Origin of the sequence: Rhodoligotrophos sp. CJ14 (genome assembly GCF_038811545.1) — a bacterium.
GTDB lineage: Bacteria > Pseudomonadota > Alphaproteobacteria > Rhizobiales > Im1 > Rhodoligotrophos > Rhodoligotrophos ferricapiens.
This window is the reverse complement of sequence record NZ_CP133319.1, coordinates 4,402,447-4,429,406: the sequence shown is the minus strand read 5'-3', so window position 1 is coordinate 4,429,406 and position 26,960 is coordinate 4,402,447. Positions and strand designations below refer to the sequence as shown.

Annotated in this window: 24 protein-coding genes; 14 read left to right on the top strand and 10 right to left on the bottom strand. The window is 61.3% G+C overall.

All coding sequences use genetic code 11. The annotated features are described in order from the left end of the window. Positions 1-130: 130 nt before the first annotated feature. Together RCF49_RS20655 and RCF49_RS20650 are read right to left on the bottom strand one after the other, a co-directional pair. Complete coding sequence (locus RCF49_RS20655) at positions 131-3,616, bottom strand: indolepyruvate ferredoxin oxidoreductase family protein (RefSeq protein ID WP_342641668.1); 3,486 nt, start codon at positions 3,614-3,616, stop codon at positions 131-133. Positions 3,617-3,756: 140 nt separating this feature from the next. After that, positions 3,757-4,389, bottom strand: coding sequence for a pyroglutamyl-peptidase I (locus RCF49_RS20650; protein WP_342641667.1), 633 nt, complete (start codon positions 4,387-4,389; stop codon positions 3,757-3,759). Between the two features lie 115 nt (positions 4,390-4,504). Here RCF49_RS20650 and RCF49_RS20645 point away from each other — a divergent pair, with 115 nt between their 5' ends. Together RCF49_RS20645 and panB are read left to right on the top strand one after the other, a co-directional pair. Then, positions 4,505-5,074 (top strand): NnrU family protein, encoded by a 570-nt coding sequence (locus RCF49_RS20645; protein ID WP_342641666.1) that lies wholly within the window; start codon positions 4,505-4,507, stop codon positions 5,072-5,074. Between the two features lie 13 nt (positions 5,075-5,087). Further along, complete coding sequence (panB, locus tag RCF49_RS20640) at positions 5,088-5,906, top strand: 3-methyl-2-oxobutanoate hydroxymethyltransferase (protein WP_342641665.1); 819 nt, start codon at positions 5,088-5,090, stop codon at positions 5,904-5,906. A 55-nt stretch (positions 5,907-5,961) separates the two neighbouring features. Here the strand turns inward: panB and RCF49_RS20635 are convergent, their stop codons facing one another. Further along, complete coding sequence (locus RCF49_RS20635) at positions 5,962-6,804, bottom strand: hypothetical protein (protein WP_342641664.1); 843 nt, start codon at positions 6,802-6,804, stop codon at positions 5,962-5,964. Positions 6,805-6,879: 75 nt separating this feature from the next. Here RCF49_RS20635 and cueR point away from each other — a divergent pair, with 75 nt between their 5' ends. The 5 genes from cueR to RCF49_RS20610 all read left to right on the top strand — a co-directional run bounded on the left by cueR (position 6,880) and on the right by RCF49_RS20610 (position 11,910). Next, complete coding sequence (gene cueR / locus RCF49_RS20630; protein WP_342641663.1) at positions 6,880-7,302, top strand: Cu(I)-responsive transcriptional regulator; 423 nt, start codon at positions 6,880-6,882, stop codon at positions 7,300-7,302. A 172-nt stretch (positions 7,303-7,474) separates the two neighbouring features. Beyond that, complete coding sequence (locus RCF49_RS20625; protein ID WP_342641662.1) at positions 7,475-8,338, top strand: tetratricopeptide repeat protein; 864 nt, start codon at positions 7,475-7,477, stop codon at positions 8,336-8,338. Between the two features lie 11 nt (positions 8,339-8,349). Continuing rightward, on the top strand, positions 8,350-9,705 hold the full coding sequence (locus tag RCF49_RS20620) for a PQQ-binding-like beta-propeller repeat protein (protein ID WP_342641661.1): 1,356 nt from the start codon (positions 8,350-8,352) through the stop codon (positions 9,703-9,705). Positions 9,706-9,750: 45 nt separating this feature from the next. After that, the gene (der, locus tag RCF49_RS20615) at positions 9,751-11,151 is read left to right on the top strand and encodes a ribosome biogenesis GTPase Der (protein WP_342641660.1); all 1,401 of its coding nucleotides are present in this window, start codon (positions 9,751-9,753) and stop codon (positions 11,149-11,151) included. A 6-nt stretch (positions 11,152-11,157) separates the two neighbouring features. Continuing rightward, complete coding sequence (locus RCF49_RS20610; protein WP_342641659.1) at positions 11,158-11,910, top strand: SDR family oxidoreductase; 753 nt, start codon at positions 11,158-11,160, stop codon at positions 11,908-11,910. 94 nt (positions 11,911-12,004) lie between these two features. Here the strand turns inward: RCF49_RS20610 and RCF49_RS20605 are convergent, their stop codons facing one another. The 5 genes from RCF49_RS20605 to RCF49_RS20585 all read right to left on the bottom strand — a co-directional run bounded on the left by RCF49_RS20605 (position 12,005) and on the right by RCF49_RS20585 (position 16,704). Further along, positions 12,005-13,096 carry an ABC transporter ATP-binding protein gene (locus tag RCF49_RS20605; protein WP_342641658.1) on the bottom strand — a complete coding sequence of 364 codons (1,092 nt, stop codon included), beginning with the start codon at positions 13,094-13,096 and terminating at the stop codon, positions 12,005-12,007. A gap of 82 nt (positions 13,097-13,178) precedes the next feature. Continuing rightward, entirely contained in the window at positions 13,179-14,321 is a 1,143-nt protein-coding gene (locus RCF49_RS20600) for an extracellular solute-binding protein (RefSeq protein ID WP_342641657.1), read from the bottom strand. A 24-nt stretch (positions 14,322-14,345) separates the two neighbouring features. Next, the gene (locus RCF49_RS20595; RefSeq protein WP_342641656.1) at positions 14,346-15,164 is read right to left on the bottom strand and encodes an ABC transporter permease; all 819 of its coding nucleotides are present in this window, start codon (positions 15,162-15,164) and stop codon (positions 14,346-14,348) included. Beyond that, positions 15,161-16,033, bottom strand: coding sequence for an ABC transporter permease (locus RCF49_RS20590; RefSeq protein ID WP_342644251.1), 873 nt, complete (start codon positions 16,031-16,033; stop codon positions 15,161-15,163). The genes RCF49_RS20595 and RCF49_RS20590 overlap by 4 nt, the downstream gene beginning before the upstream one ends. Positions 16,034-16,209: 176 nt before the next feature. Then, positions 16,210-16,704 (bottom strand): GNAT family N-acetyltransferase, encoded by a 495-nt coding sequence (locus RCF49_RS20585; RefSeq protein ID WP_342641655.1) that lies wholly within the window; start codon positions 16,702-16,704, stop codon positions 16,210-16,212. Between the two features lie 127 nt (positions 16,705-16,831). Here RCF49_RS20585 and RCF49_RS20580 point away from each other — a divergent pair, with 127 nt between their 5' ends. From RCF49_RS20580 to RCF49_RS20550, 7 genes are all read left to right on the top strand, one after another. Continuing rightward, the gene (locus RCF49_RS20580) at positions 16,832-17,860 is read left to right on the top strand and encodes a histone deacetylase family protein (RefSeq protein ID WP_342641654.1); all 1,029 of its coding nucleotides are present in this window, start codon (positions 16,832-16,834) and stop codon (positions 17,858-17,860) included. Positions 17,861-17,963: 103 nt separating this feature from the next. Beyond that, positions 17,964-18,593, top strand: coding sequence for a hypothetical protein (locus RCF49_RS20575; RefSeq protein ID WP_342641653.1), 630 nt, complete (start codon positions 17,964-17,966; stop codon positions 18,591-18,593). A gap of 117 nt (positions 18,594-18,710) precedes the next feature. Further along, positions 18,711-19,991 (top strand): hypothetical protein, encoded by a 1,281-nt coding sequence (locus RCF49_RS20570; protein WP_342641652.1) that lies wholly within the window; start codon positions 18,711-18,713, stop codon positions 19,989-19,991. Continuing rightward, complete coding sequence (locus RCF49_RS20565; protein ID WP_342641651.1) at positions 19,988-20,830, top strand: hypothetical protein; 843 nt, start codon at positions 19,988-19,990, stop codon at positions 20,828-20,830. Before RCF49_RS20570 ends, RCF49_RS20565 begins: the two co-directional genes overlap by 4 nt. Positions 20,831-21,097: 267 nt before the next feature. Further along, entirely contained in the window at positions 21,098-22,531 is a 1,434-nt protein-coding gene (locus tag RCF49_RS20560) for a cytochrome ubiquinol oxidase subunit I (protein ID WP_342641650.1), read from the top strand. Then, on the top strand, positions 22,531-23,532 hold the full coding sequence (gene cydB, locus RCF49_RS20555; RefSeq protein WP_342641649.1) for a cytochrome d ubiquinol oxidase subunit II: 1,002 nt from the start codon (positions 22,531-22,533) through the stop codon (positions 23,530-23,532). The genes RCF49_RS20560 and cydB overlap by 1 nt, the downstream gene beginning before the upstream one ends. Next, positions 23,529-23,654 (top strand): DUF2474 domain-containing protein, encoded by a 126-nt coding sequence (locus RCF49_RS20550; protein WP_342644288.1) that lies wholly within the window; start codon positions 23,529-23,531, stop codon positions 23,652-23,654. Before cydB ends, RCF49_RS20550 begins: the two co-directional genes overlap by 4 nt. 87 nt (positions 23,655-23,741) lie before the next feature. Here RCF49_RS20550 and fabZ read toward each other — a convergent pair whose 3' ends face one another. Further along, positions 23,742-24,215, bottom strand: coding sequence for a 3-hydroxyacyl-ACP dehydratase FabZ (gene fabZ / locus RCF49_RS20545; RefSeq protein ID WP_342641648.1), 474 nt, complete (start codon positions 24,213-24,215; stop codon positions 23,742-23,744). Positions 24,216-24,577: 362 nt separating this feature from the next. Further along, positions 24,578-26,836, bottom strand: coding sequence for an outer membrane protein assembly factor BamA (gene bamA, locus RCF49_RS20540; RefSeq protein ID WP_342641647.1), 2,259 nt, complete (start codon positions 26,834-26,836; stop codon positions 24,578-24,580). Positions 26,837-26,960 lie beyond the last annotated feature (124 nt).

Here is a 26,960-nt window from a genome sequence, read left to right as displayed (position 1 = left end):
CCATTCTCAGCCCCGCGGGTGGAACGGAATCGTATCCGACACGCGGTGCGGATCAATAAACACAACCAAGAATTGCACAGACTTCAGCAGACGGGGATGCGAGTCCCCGTACACAATCCCTGGATCTGCCTTATTCCGCAGCTTGCTGGACAGGGGCCGGAGCACCCGTCCGGAATTGTGCAAGAAGCGCTTGCTCGTGCGCCTTGGCGGTTGCGAGGTTTCGCTCCTTCACATGGCCGAAGCCGCGGATCTGCTCAGGAATTGAGGCGATCTCAACCGCAAGCCCATGAAGCTCCGGCTTGAGACCGGCCAGAAGCTCACCGACCGTTGCCTCATATTCCGCGATCAGCGCGCGCTCGGTCCTGCGTTCCGCGGTGTAGCCGAAGATGTCCAAGGGCGTACCGCGCAGGCGCTTGAGCTTGGCCAGCATGCGGAACCCGCTCATCATCCAGGGGCCGAACTGACGCTTCTGCAAATGCCCAGTCGCGGGATCGCGCTTGGCGAGCAATGGGGGCGCCAGGTGGAAGTTGAGGGTGAAGTCTCCCTCGAAACGTTTTTTCAATTCGTGCTCGAAGGCACCGTCAGTATAGAGCCGCGCGACCTCATATTCATCCTTATACGCCATGAGCTTAAAGGCATTGCGCGCCACCGCCTTCGCCAGGGCATCAGCCCCGGGCATCACCTTCGCCTCGGCGGTGCGAGCCCGGTCAACAAGCGCCCGATAGCGCTCGGCATAGGCGCGGTCCTGATAGGCCGTCAGGAAATCCGCGCGGCGCGCCACCATCTCATCGAGAGTGTGGGCGGGCGGCGGCGCCATCTCGTCCTCATGGGCCACGATCTTTTCGACTGCCTGGAGGTTATGGGCCGCACGCCTGCCCCAGAGAAAAGCCTGGGTGTTCATCTGGACAGCGGCACCATTCAGTTCGATCGCCTTCTCGATCGCCTCGGCGCTCAATGGAATGAGGCCCTTCTGATAGGCAAAGCCGAGCGTGAACATATTGGCGGCGATCGAATCGCCCAGAAGCTCGGTGGCGATGGTGGTCGCGTCGACGAAGAAGCTGCGATCGCGCCCGGTGCGCGCACTGATCGCCATGGCCATGTCTTCACCGGGGAAGCGCAAGTCCGGGTTGCGGGTGAACTGGGCCGGCATGGTCTCGTGGTTGTTGACGACCGCGTAAGAGCGGCCCTTGGCCAGAACGCCGAGGTTCTTTTCGGACGCAGAGGTGACGAGATCACAGCCCAAAAGCAGGTCCGCACCACCCGCGGAAAGGCGGATCGTGGCGATATCGGCAGGGGTGCGCGCGATCTTCATATGGGTGACGACCGCACCATTCTTCTGCGCAAGCCCCGCCATGTCGATGATGCCGGCGCCCTTGTCCTCGAGATAGGCCGCCATGCCGAGAATCTGACCGATGGTGACGACGCCTGTGCCCCCAATGCCGGTGATGAGGATGCTCCAGGGACGATCGAGGGAGGGCTGGGTCGGTTCGGGCAGCGCCTCGAACAGGGCGCCCTCGCCCTTGCGGCGCGGCTTGCCACGCACGAGCTGTCCGCCTTCCACGGTCACGAAGCTTGGACAGAAGCCGTTGACGCAGGAATAATCCTTGTTGCAGGAGGACTGATCGATCTGCCGCTTGCGACCGAACTCCGTCTCGACCGGCACGACGGCCACGCAGTTCGACTTGACCCCGCAGTCACCGCAACCCTCGCAGACGAGCTCGTTGATGAAGACGCGCTTCTGCGGATCGGGGAAGGTGCCACGCTTGCGGCGGCGACGCTTCTCGGCGGCGCAGGTCTGGTCATAGATCAACACCGTGACACCGGGTGTCTCCATCAACTCCTTCTGCACCGTGTTGAGTTCGGAGCGATGATGGATGGTGGTAAAGGGCGGAAAGCCAGCATTGGAGGAGTATTTGTCGGGCTGATCCGAGATGATGACCACCCGCTTCACGCCCTCGGCGGCAACCTGGTTGGCGATCATGGACACGGTGAGGTCGCCCTCGTGATGCTGGCCGCCGGTCATGGCCACGGCATCATTGTAGAGGATCTTGTAGGTGATGTTCACCTTGGCTGCGACGGCCGCACGTATGGCGAGATAGCCAGAATGGTTGTAGGTGCCATCGCCCAGATTCTGGAAGACATGGCCGCGTTTCGAGAATGGCGCTTCACCGATCCAGTTGGCGCCCTCCCCGCCCATGTGGGTATTGCCTTCGGTCAAGCGCTCGGGGATCTGCTGCACCATCCAGTGGCAGCCAATGCCGGCATAGCCCCGTGCTCCATCGGGCAGGACGGTCGATGAATTGTGTGGGCACCCCGCGCAGAAATAGGGAACGCGCGCGATCAGATCCGGCGCGTTGCGTACATTCTGCTGTGCAGCGGCCAGGTCCGCCATGCGCTTGGTGATCTGATCATCCAGCCCTGGCCCGTGCAGAGCAAGGCGCTTGCCGATCTCGAGCGCCACGTGATTTGGATCAAGCGCGCCATAGGGCGGAAACAGAGGCGCGCCCTGTTCGTCGGTCTTGCCGATCACCACCGGACGGCGGGGTGCATTGTAAAGCTCCTCGCGGATCTGGGTTTCGAGGAGCGAGCGCTTCTCCTCGATGACCATGATGAGGTCGAGACCCTCCGCGAAGGTCTCGATGACCTTCGGATCGAGCGGCCAGACCATGGCCACCTTGAGGAGCCGGACGCCGAGATCGGCGGCGCGCACTTCATCGATGCCAAGCTCATCAAGGGCCTGGCGCACATCCATATAGCTCTTGCCGGTGCTGACGATGCCGATCTTCGGCGCGCGGCCGCCGGCAAAGATGATCTTGTCCAGCTTGTTCGCCCGCGCGAATGCGATCGCTGCGGCGCGCTTATAGGTGTGGATGCGCTTTTCCTGCTCGAGCCGGTCATCGCGCGGCCGAATATTGAGCCCGCCCGGGGGCATCTCGAAATCATCCGGCGTGACGATGTTGATGCGATCGAGGCTCGCATCCACCACGGCGGTCGATTCGACATTGTCCTTCACGCATTTCAGCCCCACCCACAGGCCCGAAAAGCGCGACATCGCAATGCCGTAAAGGCCATAGTCGAGCATCTCCTGCACGCCGGCCGGGTTGAGCACCGGCATCATGACGTCGAGAAGAGCGAACTCGCTTTGGTGGGCAACGGTCGATGATTCCGCCGTATGGTCATCGCCCATAAGGACGAGAACACCACCGAGCTTGGAGGTGCCGGCGGAATTGCCATGGCGGAACACGTCACCGCAGCGGTCAACGCCCGGGCCCTTGCCATACCAAATGCCGAAGACGCCGTCATAGGCGCCCTCGCCGCGCATTTCCGCCTGCTGGGTGCCCCAGATCGCGGTGGCAGCGAGATCCTCGTTGAGACCTGGCTGGAAGATGATCGAGCTTGCCTTGAGAAGGGCCGAGCGGCGGCCGAATTCCTGATCGAGGCCGCCGAGTGGCGATCCGCGATAGCCCGTCACATAACCGGCGGTGTTATGACCCTCGCGCTTATCCCGCTCGTGCTGCATCAGCGTCAAGCGCACCAGCGCCTGGACACCGGAAAGATAGACCCGATCCTTCCCGAGATCGTAGCGGTCATCCAGCGAAACAGTCTTGAGGCTCATGTGTGCTCCTAGGGCTGGGCCGACCCGCGCCGGTACCTGACTGCTCGGTTAGGTAAGCAAGATTGACATATATATCTTGCTAATTCAATGCTCAGCACAGTTCAGTATCCAATCCCAAATGTGGATCTTGAGCATTCCGGTCACAAGATATGCTTAATTCGCCAGCTTTCGATGCTGGCGTTCAGGCAAGCACAAGCGCCACGCCACAAGATCTCCTGAGAAAAACGCTGCGAGGGGCTTTCTGTATCCGTGCCGAAGGCAGGAACGTGAATGAAACCGGCGGCAGCCGGCTTCAGGCTCGGGATGTGATGCCCCACGATGAGATAGAACACGAAGTTGCAGAGATAACCGCCGGCATCATCTGAGAAATCCGCAGCAATGTCTTTAGCCCGCAACGCCTTGTGGATTGCGACAAGAGGAAGGGTGCTGCGAAGCTCGCCCGGAGAATCGGCAACAATTGGCGCGCCGCGCCTGCATTCGCCAGAGGTATCCGGCAGGTCCGATGTGCAGAGATTGCGGGCGATGCGCTCGAGTGTGAAGCTCTTTGCGCGGCGGCTGAGCCCGAATGCTAGCACGATGTCGGGGTGATACTCGCGCCCCAATGCCTCCAGCGCGGCAGGTGCCTCACCATAGGCGCAAGGGACAACAGCGGCTCTCACCTCCGCATCAATCGTCAGATCACGCTCGCCCAAGAGCTCGATCAGCCGCTCAGTAGGATTGACCGGTGCCGTGGGAAAGGCTGGAAAGCCGGTCACCAGCACGTGCGGTCGCAAGCGAGGGGCGGTGACTTCGTGACCAATGGAGATCAGTTGCGAACTCCTCTAATACAAGTCATCAGCCTCAGGCTCGCCTATTGCGTCCTCATTCGCAACCGGAAAGCGCCCGCCAATGTCCCTCCTGATAATCGGCATCATCCTGTTTTTCGGCGTGCATCTTCTCGCGCTCACGCCGGCAAAGGCCACCTTGCGCAACAGCATGGGAGAAGGGCCATATAAGGGCCTGTTCGCCATCATCGCGGTTGTCGGCCTCATCCTCATCATCTGGGGCTTCGGCTCCGCGCGCAGCACGCTCGATGAGAGCGACATTCTCTATTACCCGCCGGGCTGGGCGCGGCATGCCACCATGCTGCTGGTGCTGTTGGCCTTCATCTGCCTCGGGATCTATCTTCACAAGGGCCGTCTCAAGATTTTGCTTCGGCATCCCATGGCGCTGGCCATCATTTTCTGGTCGATCGGCCATCTCATCTCCAATGGCGACAGACCAAGCGTGATTGTGTTCGGCGCTTTCCTCGTTTATGCCTTGCTCGACATCATTGTGGAGACTGCAAGAGGCACCCGGCCGAGTTTCGTACCGAAACCAAAGCATGACATTATTGCGCCCGTGGCCGGGGTCATCATGTATGTGGCGATGTTATTCCTGCATCCCTATGTGATCGGGGTGCCGGTGATCAACATGTAGGAGGTCCTGGCCGATGTCCGTCCACCGTCCCGTCAAGCGTTTCACCGCGCCCGACATCACGGCCCGCAAAGGCGGCGCCGCTATCGTCTCGCTCACCTGCTATCACGCCCATACGGCCGCATTGGCCGATCCCTATGTGGATTTTCTGCTGGTGGGCGACTCGCTCGGCATGGTCATGCACGGCTATGAGACCACCTTGCCGGTGCCGCTGGAACTGATGATCATGCATGGGCGCGCGGTGGTGCGTGGGTCCAAACGCGCACTCGTCATCGTGGACATGCCATTCGGCTCTTATGAGGAAAGCCCCAGCGTCGCGTTCCGGCACGCCGCCCAGATCATGAAGGAAACCGGCTGCGGTGCTATCAAGCTCGAGGGCGGGCGGCGGATGGCCGAGACGATCCGCTTCCTCACCGAACGGGGCATCCCGGTGATGGCGCATATCGGCCTCACGCCACAATCGATCAACGTGCTCGGCGGCTTCAAGACGCAAGGCCGGACGCGCGATGCCTGGGCCGCAATCGAGGAGGATGCGCGGCAGGTGGCCGACGCGGGGGCCTTCGCACTGGTGCTCGAAGCCATGGCCGAGCCGCTCGCCGCAAAGATCACCCAGTCCATTCCAATCCCCACCATCGGGATCGGCGCCTCGGCACAATGTGATGGCCAGGTGTTGGTGATGGAGGACATGCTGGGCTTGACGCCACGAGTACCGAAATTCGTGAAGAAGTTCGGACGGGTCGGCGATGCGATCGAAGCCGCCATCAGCGACTATGCCGAGGCGGTCCGGGATCGCAGCTTCCCGGGACCTGAGCACATTTACGAGGTCAAGGACTGACGATGAGAGCATTTTGCCTGTCTCTGGCGAAACCGCTCTCACGTCTTTGCTTGGTCTAATCCAAGCGAGACCGGCTGGTTGAAAACGACTGGCCGGCCTGCTGTGCCCGCGGCAAATCGACCAAGCGAATATAGACGATCGATTCGGCGATCACCGCCAGAGGCTGGAGCAGCACGCCAAGGACGGCCGACGCCCAAGCCTCGAGCGGGGTTATCGGCTGTGGCGTAGCCGCAGACCAGTCAGCCATCAGTATTGCGGGAATGGCCGAAACCAGCAATGCCGGCAGCAGGGTCAGCAGCATGATCACGAGAATGCGCCAGCTGTTTGCGCGCGTGGCATTCGCCATCGCCCGGATCCCAAGCTCTCCTCGAATTGCGGCATTCGGCATGATCAGCACGAGCCTGACATAAACGAGCGCGATTACGATCAGACCGCCAGCGACGGCCAGCACGCCCACCAGCCTTACCATCGATCCGCCTGCATCATCTGAGCCCTGGGGCCAGATGGAGAACGCGGCGAGGGCGAGGCAGAGAGCAACGATACCGACAGTGGCCGCCACGGCTGAGATGATCAGGGCCAGCACCAGCCAGGATACGATATAGCGCCACTCCGCCCGACCGAGGGTCAAGATCGGTCTATCCTGTCCCGTCTCCCCAAGGATGACGAAGCGGTGCCAGCGCACGAAGGCAAGCGCGTTGGCTAGCCCTCCAGCGAATATAAGGAGTGCGCCGATGAGCGCAGGGCTCGGCGCGGGCCGCGATGCCAATTGGTTGCCCATCGCCATGAGCACGATGGCGAGAATGACAGGCGCCCAGGCTGCGCGCATAAGTGCCGGAAACTCGCTGAAGAAGAGCCCATAGCTCTCTCTGACTGTGAACCACACCGGCAGCTTATGCATGATCAAACTCACGACGTCTGTAATCTCTCGCTTAGCAGAACCATATTCGGGGCAAATGGGACAGCACCAGGTGCCATGAACATATCGCAAGCAGCCCAGGCCAGCGGCCTTCCGGCAAAAACCATCCGCTATTATGAAGAGATCGGGCTCATTTCCCCGTCGCGGCTGGCCAATGGCTATCGCAGCTACGGGACGCGCGAGGTCGAGCGTCTCAAATTCCTGCAACGGGCAAGGGCCCTCGGGTTTTCCATCGAGGATTGCCGCATGCTCACCTCGCTGCAAGACGATACGCAGCGGCGAAGCGCGGAGGTGCGCGCGATTGCCGAGCATCACGTGACGGAAATCGACCGTCGTATCGCGGATCTGCAAGAGATGCGCCGCGAATTGGGGCGCCTTATCGCCGCCTGCCCGGGAGATGATCGCAGGGATTGCGCCATTCTGGACGAGCTTGCCGGCCATAATGGGAAGGTGGGGAGGCGGCCCTCCTCCGACGCCTAGCGCCAATCTGGCGACCAAATCACGCTGGTGACGCGGGCAATCAATGCCGCTGGGGCACATTGCCTTCATTCGGTCACCCATGTAGTTTACGCGCCTCGCGGGCTGTTAAGAACGGCACCGACGAATCGGTTCATCCGAAATTTGTGCAGCCGGCCGTGAAAGGGGATGCTCGTTGAGTGAAGAGTCGCTGATCCGCGAAGTCGAAGAAGAAGTCCGCAAGGAACAGATCAAGCGGCTCTGGGATCGCTTCGGCGTCTATATCCTTGGCCTGTGCTTCGTGGTCATCCTGGGCGTCGGAGGCTACAAGCTGTGGCAATATTACGAGCGCCAACAGGCGCTTACCGCCGGCCAGCAATATGTCGAGGCCATGGAGCTGGCAGATCAGGGCAAGATGGAGGAGGCGCAGGCCGCTTTCGCCAAGCTTGCAGAGAGCAGCCGCGAAGGGCCAAAGACGCTTGCGATCCTGCAAGAGGCAGCGCTCAAAGCATCACGCAATGACATTCCGGGCGCGGTTGCCGCTTATGACGGTATTGCGGCAGACGAAAACGCGCCCCCTGCCCTGCGCGATCTGGCGCGCATCCGCGCCGGCTTCCTGCTTGTGGATACGGCCACGCCGGACGACTTGAAGCAGCGGGTTGGGTCGCTCATTGCCGAGGGCAATCCCTGGCGGAATGCGGCGCGAGAGATCGTTGCGCTCGCCGCCTATCGCACAGGCGATCTCGAAACCGCCAATAGCCTGCTCAGCGAAATCATGGGCGATCCGCGCGCCTCGATGGGCTCCAGGCAGAGAGCGCAGATCGTCTCCGCATTGGTCACAGCGGCCATGGCCGCGAAAAGCGCAACAAGCTCGCAAGCGCCCGCTGGTGGTGCCAGCGAGACCCCAGCCGCCAATCATTCACAAGCCCCTGCAGCCCCGGCTGCCCCAGAGGCTGCTGCGCCGAATTCGGGCGCGGCTGCTCCTCAGGCTCCGGCCGCGGACGGCGAGAGCAATACGTCATCGGCTCCGGCCGGGAATTCCAACTCCAGTTCAGAGTAACGGAAGCAGGCATGCACCGATCCAACACACGAAACCCCGCCAGTTCAGCCGTGCCCACCCGTCGGCGCTTGCTCCTGACCGGCGTGGTTCTGCCGCTGCTCGTGCTGTCGGGATGCTCGTCGGTCAAGAGCATGTTCGGTGCCGGGAATGACGAGACCGTCTTGCCCGGCAAGCGCGAGGCGGTGGTGCCGGATCGCGGCGCCCTGACCCCTGATCCGTCGGTCGCCTCCGCGCCGATCAGGGTTCCTGCAGCCCAGACCAATGCAAATTGGGCTCAGCCAGGCGGACTGCCCACAAATGCTTATCAGAACCTCTCGCTCGGCGGTAATCTGGCCGTGGCATGGTCCACATCGATCGGCGAAGGTTCGGACCGCGATGGTGCCCTGAGCGCGCCGCCCATCGTGGTCGGCGGGCGCGTCTATGCGCTGGATACGCGCGCGACCCTTTCGGCCTTCGATGCGTCCTCCGGCGGCCGGGTCTGGACAACATCGCTCGTTCCGCAAGGCCGGAGCGCAGAGGGCGCCTTTGGCGGCGGCCTCGCCTCGGATGGCCGTCGCATCTTTGCGACGACCGGGCTCGGCGAGGTCATCGCGATCGATTCGTCCAATGGCGCTGTCATTTGGCGCAAGAGCGTAGCGGTGCCGGTGCGCGCCGCGCCGACCGTGGTGAACGGGCGCGTCTTCGCGGTCAATGTGAATAACCAGGTCTTCGCCTTCTCGACCGAGAATGGCGCCGAAGTCTGGCGTTTCGAGGGGGTTGGCGAGCAGGCCGCGGTCATCTCCAATACGAGCCCGGCGGTTGCCAATGACACGGTGGTCGCACCCTATACGTCCGGCGAACTCATCGCATTCAGGGAGAGCGACGGTATTCCGAAATGGGGTGACGCGCTGACCACTCTGACGGGCCTCAGCTCGACTGCTTCGCTCAACAATATCGGGGGCCGGCCGGTCATTGAAGGCAACCAAGTTCTCGCCATCTCGCATGCGGGCCGGATGGGCGCGTTCTCGCTCAGCGATGGGACGCGGCAATGGACGCAAGACCTTTCGGGCACGCAGACGCCCTGGGTTGCGGGTGACACGGTCTTCGTCGTTTCCAACAGAAATCTGTTGGTGGCACTGTCTCGCAGCAATGGCCATGTGAGATGGTCGGCAAGCCTGCCCAGCGGGCAGCGTTGGGCCGGGCCTGTCATGGGCGGCGGCCGTCTGATCGCGGTGTCATCCACGGGTGCTGTGATTTTCGCGAACCCGGAGAATGGGCAGGTCATCAACCAGATCGCACTGGAGCGGCCGGTCTATATTCCTCCAGTCATCGCTAATAATACTCTCTATATATTGGCAGATGACGGCACGCTCATCGCGATGCGCTGAGCGCCAACCGCGACAGTTTGGGCTTTTCGGCGCAACGGGGCCATCATGACATTCACCGTTGCCATAATCGGCCGCCCCAATGTGGGCAAGTCCACCCTGTTCAACAGGCTGGTGGGCAAACGGCTCGCACTGGTCGATGACCAGCCCGGGGTCACGCGCGACCGGCGGGCGGGCGAGGCTAGCCTCGGTGATCTGCGCTTTACCGTGATCGACACCGCGGGGCTCGATGAGGCGCCGGATGAGTCGCTGGAAGGCCGTATGCGCCGACAGACGGAAGCCGCCATCGATGAGGCGGATATCTGCCTTTTCATGATCGATGCCAGAGCCGGCGTCACACCGCATGACCAGCATTTCGCCGATCTCCTGCGGCGCGCGGGCAAGCCGGTGCTGCTGATTGCCAATAAGGCAGAAGGCTCTCAGGGCGAAGCAGGGCTTTATGATGCCTTCACGCTGGGGCTTGGCGAGCCGATCGCGTTGTCGGCCGAGCACGGCACCGGCACATCGGACCTCTACGGTGCCCTATCGGAGATGGCCGGCGCACTCGCAAAACGCGATTCAGCGGAAGCGGGCGCGGATGACAACCAAGAGGCCAGCACCGAAGAGGACGATCACGGGCCTTTGCGGCTTGCCGTGACCGGCCGGCCCAATGTGGGCAAATCCACCCTGATCAATGCGATCCTCGGAGAAGAACGCCTGCTCACGGGGCCTGAGGCCGGCATCACGCGCGATTCCATTGCGGTCGAGTGGCAATGGCGCGATAAGCCCATTAGGCTGTTCGACACGGCCGGCCTTAGGCGGCGATCGCGGGTCGAGAACAAGCTCGAAAAGCTTTCGGTCGCAGATGCCTTGCGCGCGGTCAAATTCGCCGAAGTCGTCGTGGTGATGATCGATGCAGCGCTGGCTGAGGCGCAGAGGTCGGACCCCAATCTCATTTTCGAGAAGCAAGACCTGCATATTATCGATCTCGTGGCGCGGGAAGGCCGGGCGCTGGTCATTGCCGCCAATAAATGGGATGCGGTGACAGATCCCAAGGCGACGCTGGCCGCATTGGAAGAGGCGGTCGAGCGTCTGCTGCCGCAGGTGAGAGGCGTTGCGCTGGTGCCGGTCTCGGGCCGCAGCGGGCAAGGCATTGATCGGCTGATGGCCGCCGCGCTCAAGGCGTATGAGGTGTGGCAGACGCGGTTGTCCACGGCGCGGCTCAATCGCTGGCTCACGGATATGGTCGACCGCCATCCGCCGCCCGCACCGAGCGGCAGACGGATCAAGCTGCGTTATATGACCCAGGTCAAGGCGCGGCCGCCCACCTTCGTGGTGTTCTGCTCAATGCCGGAGCATCTGCCCGACTCCTACACGCGCTATCTCGTCAATGGGCTGCGCGATGCGTTCGGGCTCGCGGGCACGCCGATCCGGCTGCATTACCGCAAGGGCGACAATCCTTATGTCTGAGGGGCGATGACAGGTCTACTTGCGGGACAACTTGCCTTGGTGACCGGGGCGGGCCGTGGCATCGGCCGGGCGATCGCAATGGCGCTCGGCGAGGCCGGCGCTCATGTGCTGGTGCATGGGCGGCAGGCCGGGCCGCTTACGGAACTCATCGCTGAAATCCGAGGCAATGGCGGGAACGCCTCTCCGGTCCTGTTCGACCTGACGGATTCCGCTGCCATTGACCGGGCTTTGGCTGAGATCGGGGCAGAGCTCGGCCCGGTGCAAATCCTGGTCAATAATGCAGGAATACGGGATCGGCGGGCAGTCGAGAGCTTCGATCTTCAGAACGTACGCGAGCTCCTCGAGGTTGACCTCATCGCCCCATTGCATCTTTCGCGGCGTGTGGCGCAAGACATGCGGCCCGGTGGCCGGATCATCAACATCACCTCGATTGCCGGCCAGATCGCCCGGTCAGGAGATGCGGCCTATACCGCAGCCAAAAGCGGGCTCGATGGTCTGACCCGGGCGCTCGCGGCGGAGTTTGGGCCGCGCGGCATCACAGTCAATGCGGTCGCCCCCGGGTTCTTCGCCACGGAAGCCAATGCGGAGATGGTGGCTGATGCTACGATCACGGAGTGGCTGAGCCGGCGGACATCCTTGGGCCGCTGGGGGCAACCTCACGAAGTGGCGGGGGCCGTGGTCTTTCTGGCCTCGCCTGCCGCCTCCTATATCACCGGCCATGTGCTGGCGGTCGATGGCGGCTTCCTTGCCCATTTCTGAATGAGGAGAGATGTGGTTCTGGATGCTCGGCTCCCAGCCAGCATCGCGTTTTCTTCACGCCAACCGGTCTCCCCTTCGCTCGGCAATGCTCTAATCAGCCGCCGATCCGCTGTCCCTGCTCATCCAGCAACACGCAATCCTGCGGTGCGATGGCGAGAGTGACGGGATCACCCTCGCGATAGACCTTGTCCTCGATGGCATTGTTGGCCTGAAGGGTCACCCCGTTGGCATCGACGAAATAAGAGGCGGTGCCGCCGAGATAGGAGGTGGTGAGGATCTTGCCCTCTATCCGATTGTCGGTTGCGCCATTGACCTGACCAACCTTCACGCGCTGGGCGCGGACCACGACAGTAACCGGAGCGCCTTGCTGCAGGCCAGGCGGCGCGCTCACCGCAAGTTGCGGCCCATTGTCGATCTGAACGTGAGCGAGCTCGCCATTGACCATCTGCACGCGGCCGCCAAGCAGGTTCGATTGTCCAAGGAAACTCGCGACGAACCGTGAGGCAGGCCTGCGGTAAACCTCTTCGGGCCTTCCCTCCTGCTCGACCACGCCATGATTCATGACCACGATCCGGTCGGACATAGCGAGGGCCTCTTCCTGATCGTGGGTCACGAAAATGGTGGTGATGCCCACTTCCCGCTGGATCAGCTTGAGCTCGGTGCGCATCTCCTCGCGCAGATTTGCGTCGAGCGCCGATAGGGGCTCGTCCAAGAGCAACACATCCGGCTCGATCACGATGGCGCGGGCGAGCGCAATGCGCTGCTGCTGGCCACCGGACATCTCGGAGGGCAGCTTCTTCTCGACGCCAGGCAAGCGCACCATGTCGAGGGCGCGTTTCACCTTGCGCTCGATCTCGGCCTTGCCGACCTTCCGGTATTTCAGGCCGAAGGCAATGTTGTCGAAGACCGATTTGTGCGGAAAGAGCGCATAGTTCTGAAAGACAAGGCCGATGTTGCGCTTATGAATCGGAACGTCGTTGATCCGCCGCCCAGCCACAATGATCTCGCCTGAGGTCGGATCCACAAGACCGGCGATGGATCGCAAGATAGTGGTCTTGCCGCAGCCGGAAGGGCCCAGCAAGGTGACGAAGGTGCCCTTTTCGATGGTGAGATTGACGTTCTTGATCGCCACGAAGGCGCCATAGGCGAGTGTGACGTTTTTCAGTTGAACGGCAATCTGCGACATTCCGAACGGACCTACTCTGCTGTATTGCGTGCGGGGAAGTCAGTGGGTCGCCTCCGCCCGTTTACAGGCGGAGGCTGCTGTGTCAGGCACCCTTGGCGATGCGGTCCCATTGCTTGGTCCATTCGTCGGTATGCTCGCCCCAATAGGCGGCATCGGCGAAGGTGAGATTCTCCATCTTGCCGGTCGGATCGAAGGCCGGCAGCTTCTGGATCTTCTCGGTCATCTTGACCTTGGTCGGATCGAGCGAGGGCGGATAGTTTTGGCCTTCGGCCACGGCGATGGCGGTATCTGGCTCGAGCATGAAGTTGATGAGCTCTTCGCATTCAGCCATGGGCGAGCCCTTCAGAACCAGCATGTCCTCCATCCAGGCATAGGAGCCGGGCGGATCGAGATAGCCGATCGGCGCACCCTGCTGCTGAAGGGCGGCAATGCGGCCCGACCAGGCATCGGTGACCACGATCTCTTCCTTGCTCAGGAGGTCCATGAGCTCAGCGCCGGAGCTCCAATATTTCTTCACCAGGTCGCGCTGTTCCCTGATCTTCTCCCAAACAGCGTCCATATCCTTGATGTCGTTCGGATTCTGGCCGGTTCCCAGCGCTCCGTACCAGACGCGGCTGGTCATGTTGCCGTAGCCGCCGATCTTGTCCTTGAAGCGCGGGTCCGTCAGAAGCGCCACGCCTTTTTCCTTGGCCTCCTCCGGCGAGATCACTTTGGTGTTATAGGCGATACCGGTCGTGCCATAGTCATAGGGCACGGCGGAGAGCTTCGGCGTGATGTCGCGGAACGGCTTGATCATCGCTTCCATGACATTCGCCATATTGGGAATGTTGGCCTCGTTGATCTCTGAATTATAGCCGCCCTGCACGTAGCGGATGTAGTACTCAACGCCCGAGGAATGGACGATCTGGTATTCACCGGGCGAGGATGCCTTCACCTTGGTGATGATCTCGTTCTCGTCGCCGAAGGTGCCCTGCACCACCTTGATGCCGGTTTTCTCGGTATAGGGCTTGAAGGCGTATTTATCGATCGCCTCCTGAACGACGCCGCCCCAGCCATCGAAACGCACCGACTGGACCGCCGCCAAGGCAGGTCCGGTCCAGCGTGCCGACAGCCCGACGGTCGCAGCGGCCGCCGCCGTCAATCCCAGGAATGTGCGTCGGTCCAAGTCACCGTGCCGGTAGCGGTCCAGCAACCGCTCCAGCCGTTTCGTCCTCGACATCTTCATGGCAAGCTCCCTCCGTTCCATTCGTTATGGCTGTTTGGCGCCACGCGCCAAGATGCGGGCGAGTGCCCCTCCCAGAAGTGGCAGGCCAACGGTGATCACGATCATCAGAGTGCCGAGCGCATTGACTTCCGGACTGATCGAGATCTTGAGCATCGACAGGATCTGCGTGGGCATGGTCTCAACACCGGCCGGCCGCCAGAACATGCTCGCGGTTATATTGTCGAAGGAGATGGTGAAGACGAGCAGCATGCTCGCCACCACCGCCGGCATGAGCAAGGGCAGCGTGATCTCGCGGAAGGTGTTGAAGCGATTGGCGCCCAGCGACATAGCCGCCTCCTCATAGACGCGCTTAATGCCGATCAGCCGAGCCTGCACCACAAGAACCACATAAGGCAAGGCCAGGAGGATATGGCCCGCCACCATCAGGCCCAGGGTGCGTGGCTCCTGCGCCCAGCGGATCAGCAGCAGAAGGCCAACGCCCAGCACGGTTTCCGGCACGAGGGCCGGCGCGATCACCAGAGTGTTCACCCATTCCTTGCCGGGAAAGTCGTAGCGCACCAACGCCATGGCACCCATGATCCCGAGCACGGTGCAGATCACGGAGGTGATGAGCGCGACCCACAGGGATGTCTGGAAGGCGCGCAGCACCGCCTCGTTCTCGGCGAGCCTCTCATACCAGCGCAGGCTGAAGCCGGTCATGGGAAAGCCGCCGAACATCGAATCGTTGAATGAGAGAATCATGACGACCAGGATCGGCGCGAACATGAAGATATAGACCAGTATGGTGACCGCCTTGATCGCCTGCCAGCCCGGGCCGGCATTCGTGTCGGCGGAGTGGCTCATCGGCTCAACCCTTTGAAGATGCGGGATAATCCCATATAGCGACTATAGACGGCCGCCACGGCACCGAGAAGAACGAGAAGGACCATCGAGAGGGTTGCCCCCATCGGCCAGTTCAGCTGGCCCATGATGGTGTCAAAGATGAGATTGCCGAACAGGGCATCGCGACCGGAGCCGAGTATCTGGGGCGTCACGTAACTGCCCGCGGCCAGCACGAAACAGAGCAATAGGCCCGCCATCAATCCGGGCAGAGAGAGAGGCAGGGTCACCTCGCGGAACGCCTCCCAATTGGTGCAGCCAAGAGTGCGCGCGGCCGAGATGAGGTTCCGGTCAATGCCCTCGAGGCTCACATAGATATTCAGGATCATGTAGGGCAGCAGAAAATGGATCATGCCCATGATCACCGCGCCCTCCGTGTAGAGCATGCGCAGGGGCTGATCGATGATGCCCAGCCAGAGCAGTGTCACGTTGATGATGCCCTGCTCCCCTAGGATGTGGATCCAGGAGAAGGTGCGGATGGTGAAGCTGATCCAGAACGGCACGATGAGCAAAAGCAGCAGCAGCCATTTGTGCCGGAAGCGGGTCATGGCGATGAAATAGGCCGGCGGATAGCCCATAATCGCGCAAAGTACCGCCGTGATCGCAGCGACCCGGACGGTTTTCCAGATGAAGTAGTGATAGTAACTGTCTGTGAAGAACTCACGCCAGTTGGCCGTGGTAAAAACGTCCTTCTCCACGCCGGCCGTCACGAATTCGTAGAACGAAAAGAGGAACATGATGCAGATGGGCAAGATCATCAGCACCAAGAGGGCCACTAAGGTTGGCGCAAGGAGGAGCCAAGGCCTGCGAGCCTGTGCCGCAGTCAATGGCATTCCAGACATTCAACGCCCCCCAATTGCTGCCGCGTGATCATTATTATGAGAGATCTACGCGGATGCATGTCTCACCATCTGCAGGCTAGAACAGGAGATCGGGCCTGTCCAGACTGCCTGCGTCATCCCTTGGTCGCAAAACGGCACTTCGACATGGCAGCAAGCTCTGCCCTTGCTTAGGCCAGATCTGTCGCTCCTTCTGCGGCGAGGTTATCGAGCGATGCGCCCTCGAGCCGGTAGATGAGGAAATCTTCAACCCATTTGCCGCCCAGCCGCTCGTAAAAGCCCCGGGCCACGGCCACTTGCAGCACGTGCCAATCGACACGCGGACACCCCTGTCGCTTGGCCAACGCGGCCACCCGCGCCAGCAGCATGCGGCCAATACCACGGCCGCGCTGCTCCTCGCGTACGAAGAAATCCTCAATGAAGAGGAACGGCTTGCCCTCCCAGGAGGAAAATGTCCGATAGAAGACGAGCGAGCCCACTGGCCTTCCCTCGATTTCCGCCAGAAGCACCTTGAAGACCGCATCATCGCCGAAGCCGTAGCGCCGAACATCATCGGCGGAGATCTTGCAGAGATGCTCCTTGCCGTCGAACTGCGCGTGCGCCCGAATCATGTAGGCGATGGTTTCGGCGTCCTGGCTTTCGGCCTGTCTGATGATCACCGACATGGAAGCTCTCCCCGCTCCTGACCTTGGCTGATCTTCCTGCTATCACTCAATCATTGCACGCAGTGGGGGAATGCCGAAACTGGTCTGTGAGGCTCGCGCGTTGGTGCGGGCTCCAAGGGGAATGATAATGAAAGTTGTCTTCGATGACGCCCAAAGACGCCATGATCCGAAATTCTTTCTGTCGAGCGGTGCGCCAAAGCCCAATCCGGAACAGCCGCGCAGGGCGGACATCCTGCTCGAGGCCGCATTACGGGCAGGGCTCGAGCGCGTTGTACCGGCCGATTACGGCGTAGGACCGGTCGCGGCGGTTCACACGCCGGAATATCTGCAGTTTCTGAGCACCGTTTTCGAGCGCTGGCAGCACATCGAAAATGCCTCTGAAGAGGTCATCCCAAATGTCCATCCCGACCGGCGGGACGGGGCCTATCCGGCATCGGCGGTCGGTCAAGCGGGCTATCACATCGCCGATACGGCCGCGCCGATTGGCGCTGAAACCTGGACCTCTGCCTTAAGGGGCGCACACAGCGCCGTACATGCAGCGCAATTGGTGCTGGAGGGCGAGAATTGGGCCTATGCGCTGTGCCGGCCGCCGGGCCATCATGCCTTTCGCGACCTCGCCGGCGGGTTCTGCTTCCTCAATAATTCCGCCATTGCCGCCGAACGGCTCCGTCGCCGCCACGAGCGCGTGGCAATCGTCGATGTAGACCTGCATCATGGCAATGGCACTCAAGGCATCTTCTATGACAGAGCCGATGTGCTGACCATCTCGATCCATGCGGATCCGGTGCGGTTCTATCCGTTCTTCTGGGGTCATGCCGATGAGCGCGGCGTGGGGGCAGGCCTTGGCTATAATCTCAACCTGCCGCTGCCGCGCGGAACGGGCGATGACGGCTTCCTTCAGGCGTTGGACAAGGGGCTCGAGCGTGTGGCCGCCTTCGCTCCCGGCGCACTCGTCATTGCTCTGGGTCTCGATCCGTCGGAGGCCGATCCGCTGGCCGGGCTTTCTGTCACGACAAAGGGTTTCGGCCGGATCGCGGAGCACTTGGCTGCGTTACACCTACCAACGGTCATCGTACAGGAGGGCGGCTATATCTGTCCTCCTCTGGGCGACAATCTTCTCTCTTTTTTGGACTGTTTCAGTTTGATTTACCGTTGAACAAAAAAAGCGAGGTATTCGGCGATAAGGCAATCGATAGACATTGCTGAGGTCTCGAAAAAGCCATACCGTCGCCACACTCCGATACATATGGAGAATGGCGATGAGAGTTCTGATTGCCGGCCTCGCTATGGCAGCGATGGCCGGATTGAGTGCCAGTGCGTATGCGCAGGCGAGCTCCAACACGGCCGGCGGCGCTGCTTCAAATGAAACAGTTGCTGCACAGAACGATCCGAAATCGAATGTCGTCGAGATGCCAGCCGCCAACTGGCTTTTCGTCCAGTCAGCCGATTCCTTCAGCTCAGACGGCAAGACTTTGACCCTCAAAGGTGTCTCGCCACAGACGATCATGTTCAGCGATAGACCTGAGCGCATGACGGGCGATGCGCTGACGGCGAAGTTCGTCGAGTTCTGGGACAAGGGCAAGGACAGCTTCCAGAAAGACCCGCCGAATGCCTCCATCTCGACCGTGGTGGATGGCAAGAATGACATTATCGTGGTCGAGCTGCTCAACCCGCGTCTCGATGGCGACACGCTGACCTATGACATCAAGCCCCTCAGTGGCGAGTTGCCACAATCGGGACAGCAGATCAGTTTGTTCATAGACTGGTGGTATGGTCCGGGTTGGCGTCATCGCTGGGGTTGGGGCTGGGGCCCCGGACCTTGGGCAGGTGGCGCGTGCTGGCGCGGTCCTTATGGCGGCCTGCACTGCCGACCCTATTGGGCATACTAATCGCCTGAACAGCGCCGGAGGCGGAGCTTTCTCTCCGTCTCCTTATACTGACGAATGTCACAATGCGGTCCAAAAGCAATCGCAGGATCGGAGATCAAGGGATCCGGAACCTCTCTGATGGCATCAGGACTTCGCGACGGTGTCGCCGGTATCGACCTCACGATGCGTGTAACCCTGGGCGTGTTGGCGCTTGCCTCGGGTGTCTACACCTATCTCGGCGTTCGGGATCTTCTTGACGGCTCGCCCGTCATCACATTCTTCGCCGCAATCATCTATTCGACAGCGGTCTCGATCGCGATCTACGCTTTCTGGTCCTTCCTCATGCGTTTTCTGCCGCATGTGGAAGATGTGGCAAGCCGAGTCTGGCTCGGTGGGGCCATGCTGCTTGGCTCGCTCATGATCGTTGCAATGTCGTCCTGGCTGAATGCCGCGGCACTCGCCGGATCTGCTGCAATCGAGCAGCATCTTGCCACGACGCTGCAGGCCTATACGCGCGACCTTGATACGGCGCATAATCGGGCGCTTGGCGCGCAGAGCCTGCTTCCAGACATTCAGCTCGCTTCAACCCGTTTCGCCAGGTTGGCGGAGGCGGAGCGCAATGGAGCCTTGACCGGCACCGGCGGCTCCGGAACCGTCGTGCAGCTTCTGAGCCAGATGTCGAGCCAGCTCGATGATCTCGGCCGGGAGGTCGTGGAGAGCGGCGAGCGGGCTAAAGCGCTGTATGCGGAGGGAAGCGGCCAGATCGCGAGAATGCGCGAGTTCGTTTCCGGCCAAGGCGACATCAAAACCCGCAGCGACGGATTCGGCGCCGAGGCGCTGAAGCTCATCGGCACGATTGCAGCGCTCGAACAGAGCTCGATGGCACCAGCGGTCAAACGGACCGCCGAAGACCTGGCGGCGGGCTTCATTGCGCCCGCCCCAGATGGTCAGACGGCTGATCTTGCCGGCCGCCAGAGCCAAGTGGTGGGCAGCGTCGAGAAGGCCGTGGCCGCCCAGGCCAGCGCGCTTTCGGAAGCGGCGAAAGCCATCATCGGTAACGGTCCGGTGGAACCGGCGCGCTTCCAGCCGCTGTCAACGGCGGAAGCCGTCTTGCGTTATGCCGGTGATTTCCTACCCAGCTGGGCCGGTGCCATTTCCATCGATCTGCTGCCCGCCGTTCTCGTGCTCATCCTATGTATCGTGCATGCAGCCATTCGGCGGCAAGAGCAGCCTCAGGATGCAGAATCGATGACCGCGGCGGATCTCATATCCGCGATGCGGTTGCTGCGGGAGGTGGATGGAGAGCGCCTGGCCGTTGCCGCCGCAAAGGGGGGCGAAGGGGGCAATCGTGACGGGCTCACAGCCGCTGAGTTTACAATCACTCCCCTGCCGTCAACCCGAACTGCGAAGAAGGAATGACAACAGCCGACGGCTCGAAAGCCCCTCGCGCATCCTTCTGGCGCATGCTGGGCAAACGCCCCGACGGCACAATTCTGCGCTTGGTGTTTCATGGCCTGATTGGCCTCACCGCCATCGTCCTCGGGTATGATCTCTTGGAGCGGATGCAGGCACAGCCAGCGGATCCGCTCCTGCCTGGCGAGATCCCCAAAATTCAACCTTTCCTGCCCTCGGTGCGGCCGGATGTGGCCAAGCCGGATGAGCGTGATCCCGATCCCGACCAGCGGGCCGCACTGCAGCAGCCCATGGTGATCGAACTGGTCGCCAATGGACGGCTGGAGGCGACAGGCACAATCGTTCCGGGCACGGCAGAACGATTTCGGGCGGAGATCGAAAAGCGCGGAGATTATGTCAAAGCGGTCGTGCTGAACTCACCGGGCGGATCCGTCCAGGATGCTCTTGCCATGGGACGGATTATCCGTGAACGGAAGCTCAATACCCGCGTCGAAGCCCGTGGGTATTGTGCCTCGTCCTGCCCTTTGGTGCTGGCCGGCGGGGTTGAGCGGAGCGTCGAGCAAGGCGCATCGGTTGGCGTCCATCAGATTTTCGCGGTGCCGACCAATGCCGGCGCACCAGCGGTCGGAATGGCCGCGGCGGATTTCGGGCGGGCACAGCAGATCTCGGCGGAATGCCAGCGCCATCTCGTCGATATGGGCGTTGATCCGCAGGTGTGGATCCATGCCATGGAGACGCCGCCGGAGCGCATCTTCTACTTTACGCCGCAAGAGCTCACGTCACTCAAGCTCGCCACGTCGGCCCGGGCGCTCAAGCGAAATTCCACAGCCGCCAAAACCCCGTAAATCCCTCGATTCCTTCTTTGCTGAGGGCATCTCCGCGGCAAAGTTGCGCGGTTCTGTCTCCCGATGAGGGCATTTCGTCCCTGTGGCACTCGCTGTGCTCTTGTCTTTTACTTTTGTCGATTATCGTAAAATCAGGCCCAGTCGAACTGGGCAGAGATATCGCGAGCAGACAGACGGCTCGGTGTGCTGCGGGCGGTTGGCGGTGAGCATGCGGGTGCATCGCTGGCCGTGACGTGCTTTTGCCGTGGCCTTCTATGGAGGGGACCCATGTTTGAGCATTTCGACGCGCTTCTGCTTGCGCGAATACAGTTCGCCTTCACCGTCTCCTTCCACTTCATCTTTCCCTCATTCTCCATCGGGCTTGCCAGCTACCTGGCTGTGCTCGAGGGACTCTGGCTCAAGACGGGACGAGAGGCCTATCTCAACCTCTACAAGTATTGGGTGAAAATATTTGCCCTGGCTTTCGGTATGGGCGTGGTGTCGGGCATCGTCATGTCCTACCAGTTCGGCACCAACTGGTCGGCCTATTCCGACAAAGTCGGGCCGGTCATCGGGCCACTGATGGCTTATGAGGTGATGACCGCCTTTTTTCTCGAGGCAGGCTTTCTCGGTGTCATGCTGTTCGGCATGAACCGGGTCGGGCCAAAGCTGCATTTCGCCGCCACCCTGGCGGTGGCCCTTGGCACCCTGCTCTCTGCGTTCTGGATTCTCTCAGCCAATAGCTGGATGCATACGCCGACTGGGCATGATGTCAATTCCGTCGGGCAGTTCATTCCGCGCGACTGGCTGCAGGTCATCTTCAATCCGTCATTCCCTTATCGGCTCGTGCATACTGTGCTCGCAGCCTATCTCACAACGGCGCTGGTGGTGGGCGGCGTAGGTGCATGGCACCTCCTGCGCGACAATGCTAATGAGGGCGCGCGCATTATGTTCTCGATGGCGATGGGCCTCATCACCGTCGCGGCCCCCCTGCAGATCCTGGCGGGCGATCAGCAAGGGCTCAATACGCTGGAGCATCAGCCGGTCAAGGTAATGGCCATGGAGGGGCATTTCGAGAGCTACTCGGATGGAGCCCCGCTCGTGCTGTTCGGCTGGCCGGATATGGAGGCGGGAGAGGTCAAATATGCCATTTCCATCCCCAAGGCCTCATCTCTCATCCTGAAGCATGAGCTGGATGCGCCGCTGGCCGGTCTCAATACCGTGCCGCGCGAGGAATGGCCGCCGGTGCCGATCGTGTTCTGGACCTTTCGGATCATGGTGGGGCTTGGCCTCCTGATGTTGGGGCTCGCGATCGTCAGCGTGGTGGCTCGCGTCCGGCACAAGCTCTATGACTGGCGCGCCTTGCACCGCTTCGCGCTTGCGATGGGACCGGCGGGTTTCGTCGCGGTGATTGCCGGCTGGTTCACCACAGAAGTCGGCCGGCAACCCTACACTGTTTATGGTCTGTTGCGGACGGCCGATTCCGTCTCGCCACTGGATGCCCCTGCGGTTGGCGCCTCGCTCATCACGTTCATCGTGGTCTATTTCATCGTGTTCGGTGCCGGCACCGCTTACATCTTGCGCCTGATGAGCCATGCGCCGCATCCTGGCGAAAGCAGTCCCGATATGGATTTGCGCCAGCCGGTGCGTGCTGCCGGCATCACCCCGGGGCCAGCGGTCGATCCGCAACGCACCATCGGTGCCAGCGAAGGGAGGTCCTGATGTTGATCGATCTGCCGACGGTATGGGCATTCATCATCGCCTTTGCGGTTTTCGCCTATGTGGTGATGGACGGTTTCGATCTGGGCATCGGTATTCTGTTTCCCTTCTTTGCGCCGGGTCGCGAACGCGACAGCGCCATGAACTCGGTCGCACCGGTCTGGGATGGCAACGAAACCTGGCTGGTGCTGGGTGGCGGCGGGCTCATGGCGGCGTTCCCCCTCGCCTATGCGATCATCCTGCCCGCGCTTTATGCGCCGATCATTGCCATGCTGCTGGCTTTGATCTTCAGGGGCGTCGCTTTCGAATTCCGCTGGCGCGATCCCGGGCATCGGCCTTACTGGGACCTCGCCTTCACATCAGGCTCGATCGTTGCGGCGCTGGCACAGGGGATCACCCTCGGCGCCCTGCTCCAGGGCATCAGCGTTGCCGATCGCAGCTATGCCGGCGGCTGGTGGGATTGGCTCACCCCTTTCAGCCTTCTGGTTGGCGTGAGCGTGGTGATCGGCTATGCGCTGCTCGGGGCGACATGGCTCGTGATGAAGACGGAAGGGTCGGTTCAGGACCACAGTCTCCGACTGGCTAAGATACTCGGCATCGGCACCATCGTCTGCATGGCACTCGTCAGCCTCGCCACTCCATTTCTGAGTGCTGATTATTACCAGCGCTGGTTCTCATGGCCGCAGGTCCTGTTCACGGCGCAGGTGCCACTGCTGGTGGTCATCGCCTCCATAGCCTTCTTTGTAAGCTTGAAATATCGCTGGGATGTCTGGCCGTTTCTCATCGCCCTGGCGCTGTTCGCCCTAGGCCAGGTGGGGCTCGGCATCAGCATCTTTCCTCACGTGGTTCCGAATGCCGTGACGATCTGGGAGGCGGCGGCGCCACGTGAGAGCCTCCTCTTCATGCTGGTCGGGGCGGCCATCCTTATCCCGATCATCTTGGCTTACACGGCCTATGCCTACTGGGTCTTCCGTGGCAAGACGAGCCATGAGGGATATCATTGAGCACGCGTGGAGCCCCGATGCCCGCCGGCCTCAAGCGTCTGCTCTGGTTCGTCGCGCTATGGGCGGCGGGGGTGGCCGTTACGGGGCTCGTCGGGCTCATCATCAAGCTGTGGTTGACTTAGAGCGTTTCGAAGTGCGAGACCGCTGCCAAGTCTCTGTCTAGTCGCATTTTCTTTACGCGAACCGATGCCCAGTTCGCCGGATAATGGTTATAGGCTGGCGTCGGTCAGCATGGCGCTGATCTCGGCCTCGGCGACCAGGCGCCCTTCCACCCGAGCCTCGCCCTTGTATTTCCAAACATTCGCGCGTTTGCGGAGCAGGTTCACGTGAATGCGAACGGTATCGCCGGGCACCACAGGCTTGCGGAAGCGCGCCTTGTCGATGGTCATGAAATAGACGAGCTTGCCTTGGCCCTCCTCACCTCGGCTCGCCACCACGAGCCCGCCGGCCGTCTGTGCCATCGCCTCGATCAGCAGGACGCCGGGCATGACGGGGCTCGCTGGAAAATGGCCGGCGAAATAAGGCTCGTTGATAGTAACGTTCTTGATGCCGACACCGGACAGATCACCGTCCATCTCGACGATGCGGTCGACCAAGAGGAAGGGATAGCGATGAGGAAGCAGCTGCAGAAGACGATAGATGTCAGCTGTGCCCAGTTCCGTTTTCGATACATCCGTCGCCATCTGTTCAGCGGCTCCGCTAAGCTGCCTTCTTCTCGGGAAGGCCGGTTGGATCATTGCTGCCCGTCGCCGGGCGGGACTCAATTCTCGATACCGTGAAAATAGGCAAATCGTGGGTCAGACCCCAATCGCAGACGCATGGCGATATTGTCGACGCATATGCGAAAAAGGCCGGCATTTCTGCCGGCCTTTTTCTTAGATGAGGTCAGGAAAAAGACAACGCTTTTCCGGCCACGGAACACCGATATGGCAACGGTTCAGGCAATCACGTCGCTGGCCCCGCTTGCCTTGTAGGGACCTGCCCTTGGTGGGCTTGCCCTGAGATAGCCGCACCTGCCCTGATTTGGGCTGGTGCGGGGAGAGGCTTAGAACTGGGTGCCCACGCTGAAGCGGAACCACTCGGTCTTGTCATATTTCTCCTTCAAGAGCGCCTGGGCGAAATCGAAGCGGAGAGGACCGAATGGCGATTCCCAGATGATGCTGGCACCGGCAGACGCCCGGAAGGCCGCATTGTCACCCACCAAGCAGCCCTCTGGCACCTTCGAGCCACAGGCAAAGTTATGCGGTGCGTTGAACAGTGTACCAAAATCTGAGAACACCGCACCGCGAATGCCGAACTCTTCCGGCAGGCCCAGCGGGAAGGTCACCTCCACCGTACCGATGCCATAGGTGTAGCCACCCAGCGCATCGTGACGGGATGTCGAGATATCGCGGGGACCAATACCGGCGCGCTCGAAGCCGCGGAAGGAGTTGCCACCCTTGAAGAAGCGGTCGATCGGCTGGATCTCCTTGCCGAGCGGCTCCATATGGCCGGCAGTACCGCGCGCCATGAACACGACACCATCCCAGATGGGATAGAAGTAGTAGGCGGCCATTTCCGCGCGCGCCCACTGAGCATCGCCACCAAGCCCCGCAACATCGGTCGAAACCTGGAAGCGGTAGCCCGAAGTTGGGTTCAGCGGGTTGTCCAGCATGTCATAGACATAGGTCGCACCCACCAGCGAGATGTTGGTGGTGCCACGGGACTGGAGAATTGCTTGCGAGGCATTATCCGGAACGTTCCAGATGCGCCGGTTGGTGAAGTTGTAGCGCGTCGTGATGCGACTGTTCTCGGATAGAGGGAAACCGAGACGGAAGCCACCCCCCAGCTGGCGGACGTCGAAGGAGGATTCATCCTGCTGATCCGTCCGGGTCGCATAGGCGTCGACACCGGCCGAAAGATTCCGCCCCAGGAAGTAGGGTTCAGTGAAGCTGAAATCCACTTCCTGCCGCTTGAAGCTCAGCGATGTGGCCAAACGGACAAACTGGCCCTTACCCAGAAGGTTACGCTCGGTCACGCTCACGGAGCCCACCACCGCTTCCGATGTGGAATAGCCGGCGGCAAAGTTCAGCGTACCAGTCGACTTTTCCTCGACCTGGAAGACGAGCACCACGCGGTCTGGTGCACTGCCCGGTTGCTCGATGACATCGACCTTGCTGAAGAAGTCCAGCGCGGTGATCCGACGGCGGGCACGATCGACGAGCACCCGGTTATAGGCATCACCCTCGACGAGACGAATCTCGCGTCTGATGACATTGTCCTGGGTGCGCGTATTGCCGACGATATCGATGCGCTCGATATAGACGCGAGGTCCTTCCTCGAGGGCATAGGTCAGCCCAATGGTTCGGGTCTGCTCATCACGCTCGACCCGGGGACGAACCTTGGCGAAGGCATAGCCTGAGGTGCCAGCCTCAACCGTCAATCTTTCGACGGAAGAGTCGACCTCCTCAGCACTATAGATCTCGCCGGTCTGGGTCTTGACCTCCGACATCAGCAGTTCAGGGCTGAGGCTGGTGCTGCCAGGATCAACCGCGACCGGTCCGACCTTATATTGCGGCCCTTCGGAGACCGTGAAGGTGATGTAGAAATTCTCGCCATCCGGCGCGAGCTCGGCCGTGGCCGAAAGCACCTGAAAATCGGCATAGCCGTGGTTAAGATAGAAACGGCGCAAAAGCTCCCGGTCGTAGGCCAGACGGTCGGGATCGTAATTGTCCGAGGTGGTGAGGAACTTCCACCAGCGCGATTCTTCCGTGGTGATCACATCGCGCAGCTGGCCATCGTCGAAGGCCTCGTTGCCGATGAAGGAGATGCGCTGGATGCGGGTGGTGGCGCCCTCCGTGATCTCGAAGACCAGGTTGACGCGGTTCTGCGGCAACCGGATCACCTTCGGCTCGATGCGCGCGGCAAAGAGGCCGGAGCGCCTGTACAGGGCCTGCAGCCTTTGCACATCGCTCTGGACGCGAGCGCGCGTGAACACCATGCGAGGCTTCAGCTCAACCTCCTTCGAGAGGTTCTCGTCGGTGATCTCGCTGTTGCCCTCGAAGCTGATCTGATTGATCAGCGGGTTCTCCTCGACCCTGACGACCAGCTGACTGCCGCGGCGGAACATCTGCACGTCGGAGAACAGGCCCGTCTGGAACAGCGCTTTAATGGATTGGTCAACGCGCTCGGCATCGTAGGCATCGCCCGGGCCAAGCTGCATATAGGCGGTCACGGTCTCGGGATCGATACGCTGATTCCCCTCGACCACAATGCGCGACACTGTCTGCGCGTGCGCGTCACCGGCACCAAAGCCAATCCCCACGATTGGCCCCAGGGCGGTTAAGAGCATAGCCACACAGGCGGCAATTACAAACCGATAGCGCATAAGGTACCAATCATCAGTTGTTGTCCCCGCCCCTGGACGAAACGCGTGTACCCGGTTGTTT

Coding starts and splice junctions, on each gene's coding strand:
- RCF49_RS20655 (WP_342641668.1), bottom strand. CDS start 3,616: ATGAGCCTCAAGACTGTTTCGCTGGATGACCGCTACGATCTCGGGAAG.
- RCF49_RS20645 (WP_342641666.1), top strand. CDS start 4,505: ATGTCCCTCCTGATAATCGGCATCATCCTGTTTTTCGGCGTGCATCTT.
- panB (WP_342641665.1), top strand. CDS start 5,088: ATGTCCGTCCACCGTCCCGTCAAGCGTTTCACCGCGCCCGACATCACG.
- RCF49_RS20635 (WP_342641664.1), bottom strand. CDS start 6,804: ATGCATAAGCTGCCGGTGTGGTTCACAGTCAGAGAGAGCTATGGGCTC.
- cueR (WP_342641663.1), top strand. CDS start 6,880: ATGAACATATCGCAAGCAGCCCAGGCCAGCGGCCTTCCGGCAAAAACC.
- RCF49_RS20620 (WP_342641661.1), top strand. CDS start 8,350: ATGCACCGATCCAACACACGAAACCCCGCCAGTTCAGCCGTGCCCACC.
- der (WP_342641660.1), top strand. CDS start 9,751: ATGACATTCACCGTTGCCATAATCGGCCGCCCCAATGTGGGCAAGTCC.
- RCF49_RS20610 (WP_342641659.1), top strand. CDS start 11,158: ATGACAGGTCTACTTGCGGGACAACTTGCCTTGGTGACCGGGGCGGGC.
- RCF49_RS20605 (WP_342641658.1), bottom strand. CDS start 13,096: ATGTCGCAGATTGCCGTTCAACTGAAAAACGTCACACTCGCCTATGGC.
- RCF49_RS20600 (WP_342641657.1), bottom strand. CDS start 14,321: ATGAAGATGTCGAGGACGAAACGGCTGGAGCGGTTGCTGGACCGCTAC.
- RCF49_RS20595 (WP_342641656.1), bottom strand. CDS start 15,164: ATGAGCCACTCCGCCGACACGAATGCCGGCCCGGGCTGGCAGGCGATC.
- RCF49_RS20590 (WP_342644251.1), bottom strand. CDS start 16,033: ATGCCATTGACTGCGGCACAGGCTCGCAGGCCTTGGCTCCTCCTTGCG.
- RCF49_RS20585 (WP_342641655.1), bottom strand. CDS start 16,704: ATGTCGGTGATCATCAGACAGGCCGAAAGCCAGGACGCCGAAACCATC.
- RCF49_RS20580 (WP_342641654.1), top strand. CDS start 16,832: ATGAAAGTTGTCTTCGATGACGCCCAAAGACGCCATGATCCGAAATTC.
- RCF49_RS20575 (WP_342641653.1), top strand. CDS start 17,964: ATGAGAGTTCTGATTGCCGGCCTCGCTATGGCAGCGATGGCCGGATTG.
- RCF49_RS20570 (WP_342641652.1), top strand. CDS start 18,711: ATGGCATCAGGACTTCGCGACGGTGTCGCCGGTATCGACCTCACGATG.
- RCF49_RS20565 (WP_342641651.1), top strand. CDS start 19,988: ATGACAACAGCCGACGGCTCGAAAGCCCCTCGCGCATCCTTCTGGCGC.
- RCF49_RS20560 (WP_342641650.1), top strand. CDS start 21,098: ATGTTTGAGCATTTCGACGCGCTTCTGCTTGCGCGAATACAGTTCGCC.
- cydB (WP_342641649.1), top strand. CDS start 22,531: ATGTTGATCGATCTGCCGACGGTATGGGCATTCATCATCGCCTTTGCG.
- fabZ (WP_342641648.1), bottom strand. CDS start 24,215: ATGGCGACGGATGTATCGAAAACGGAACTGGGCACAGCTGACATCTAT.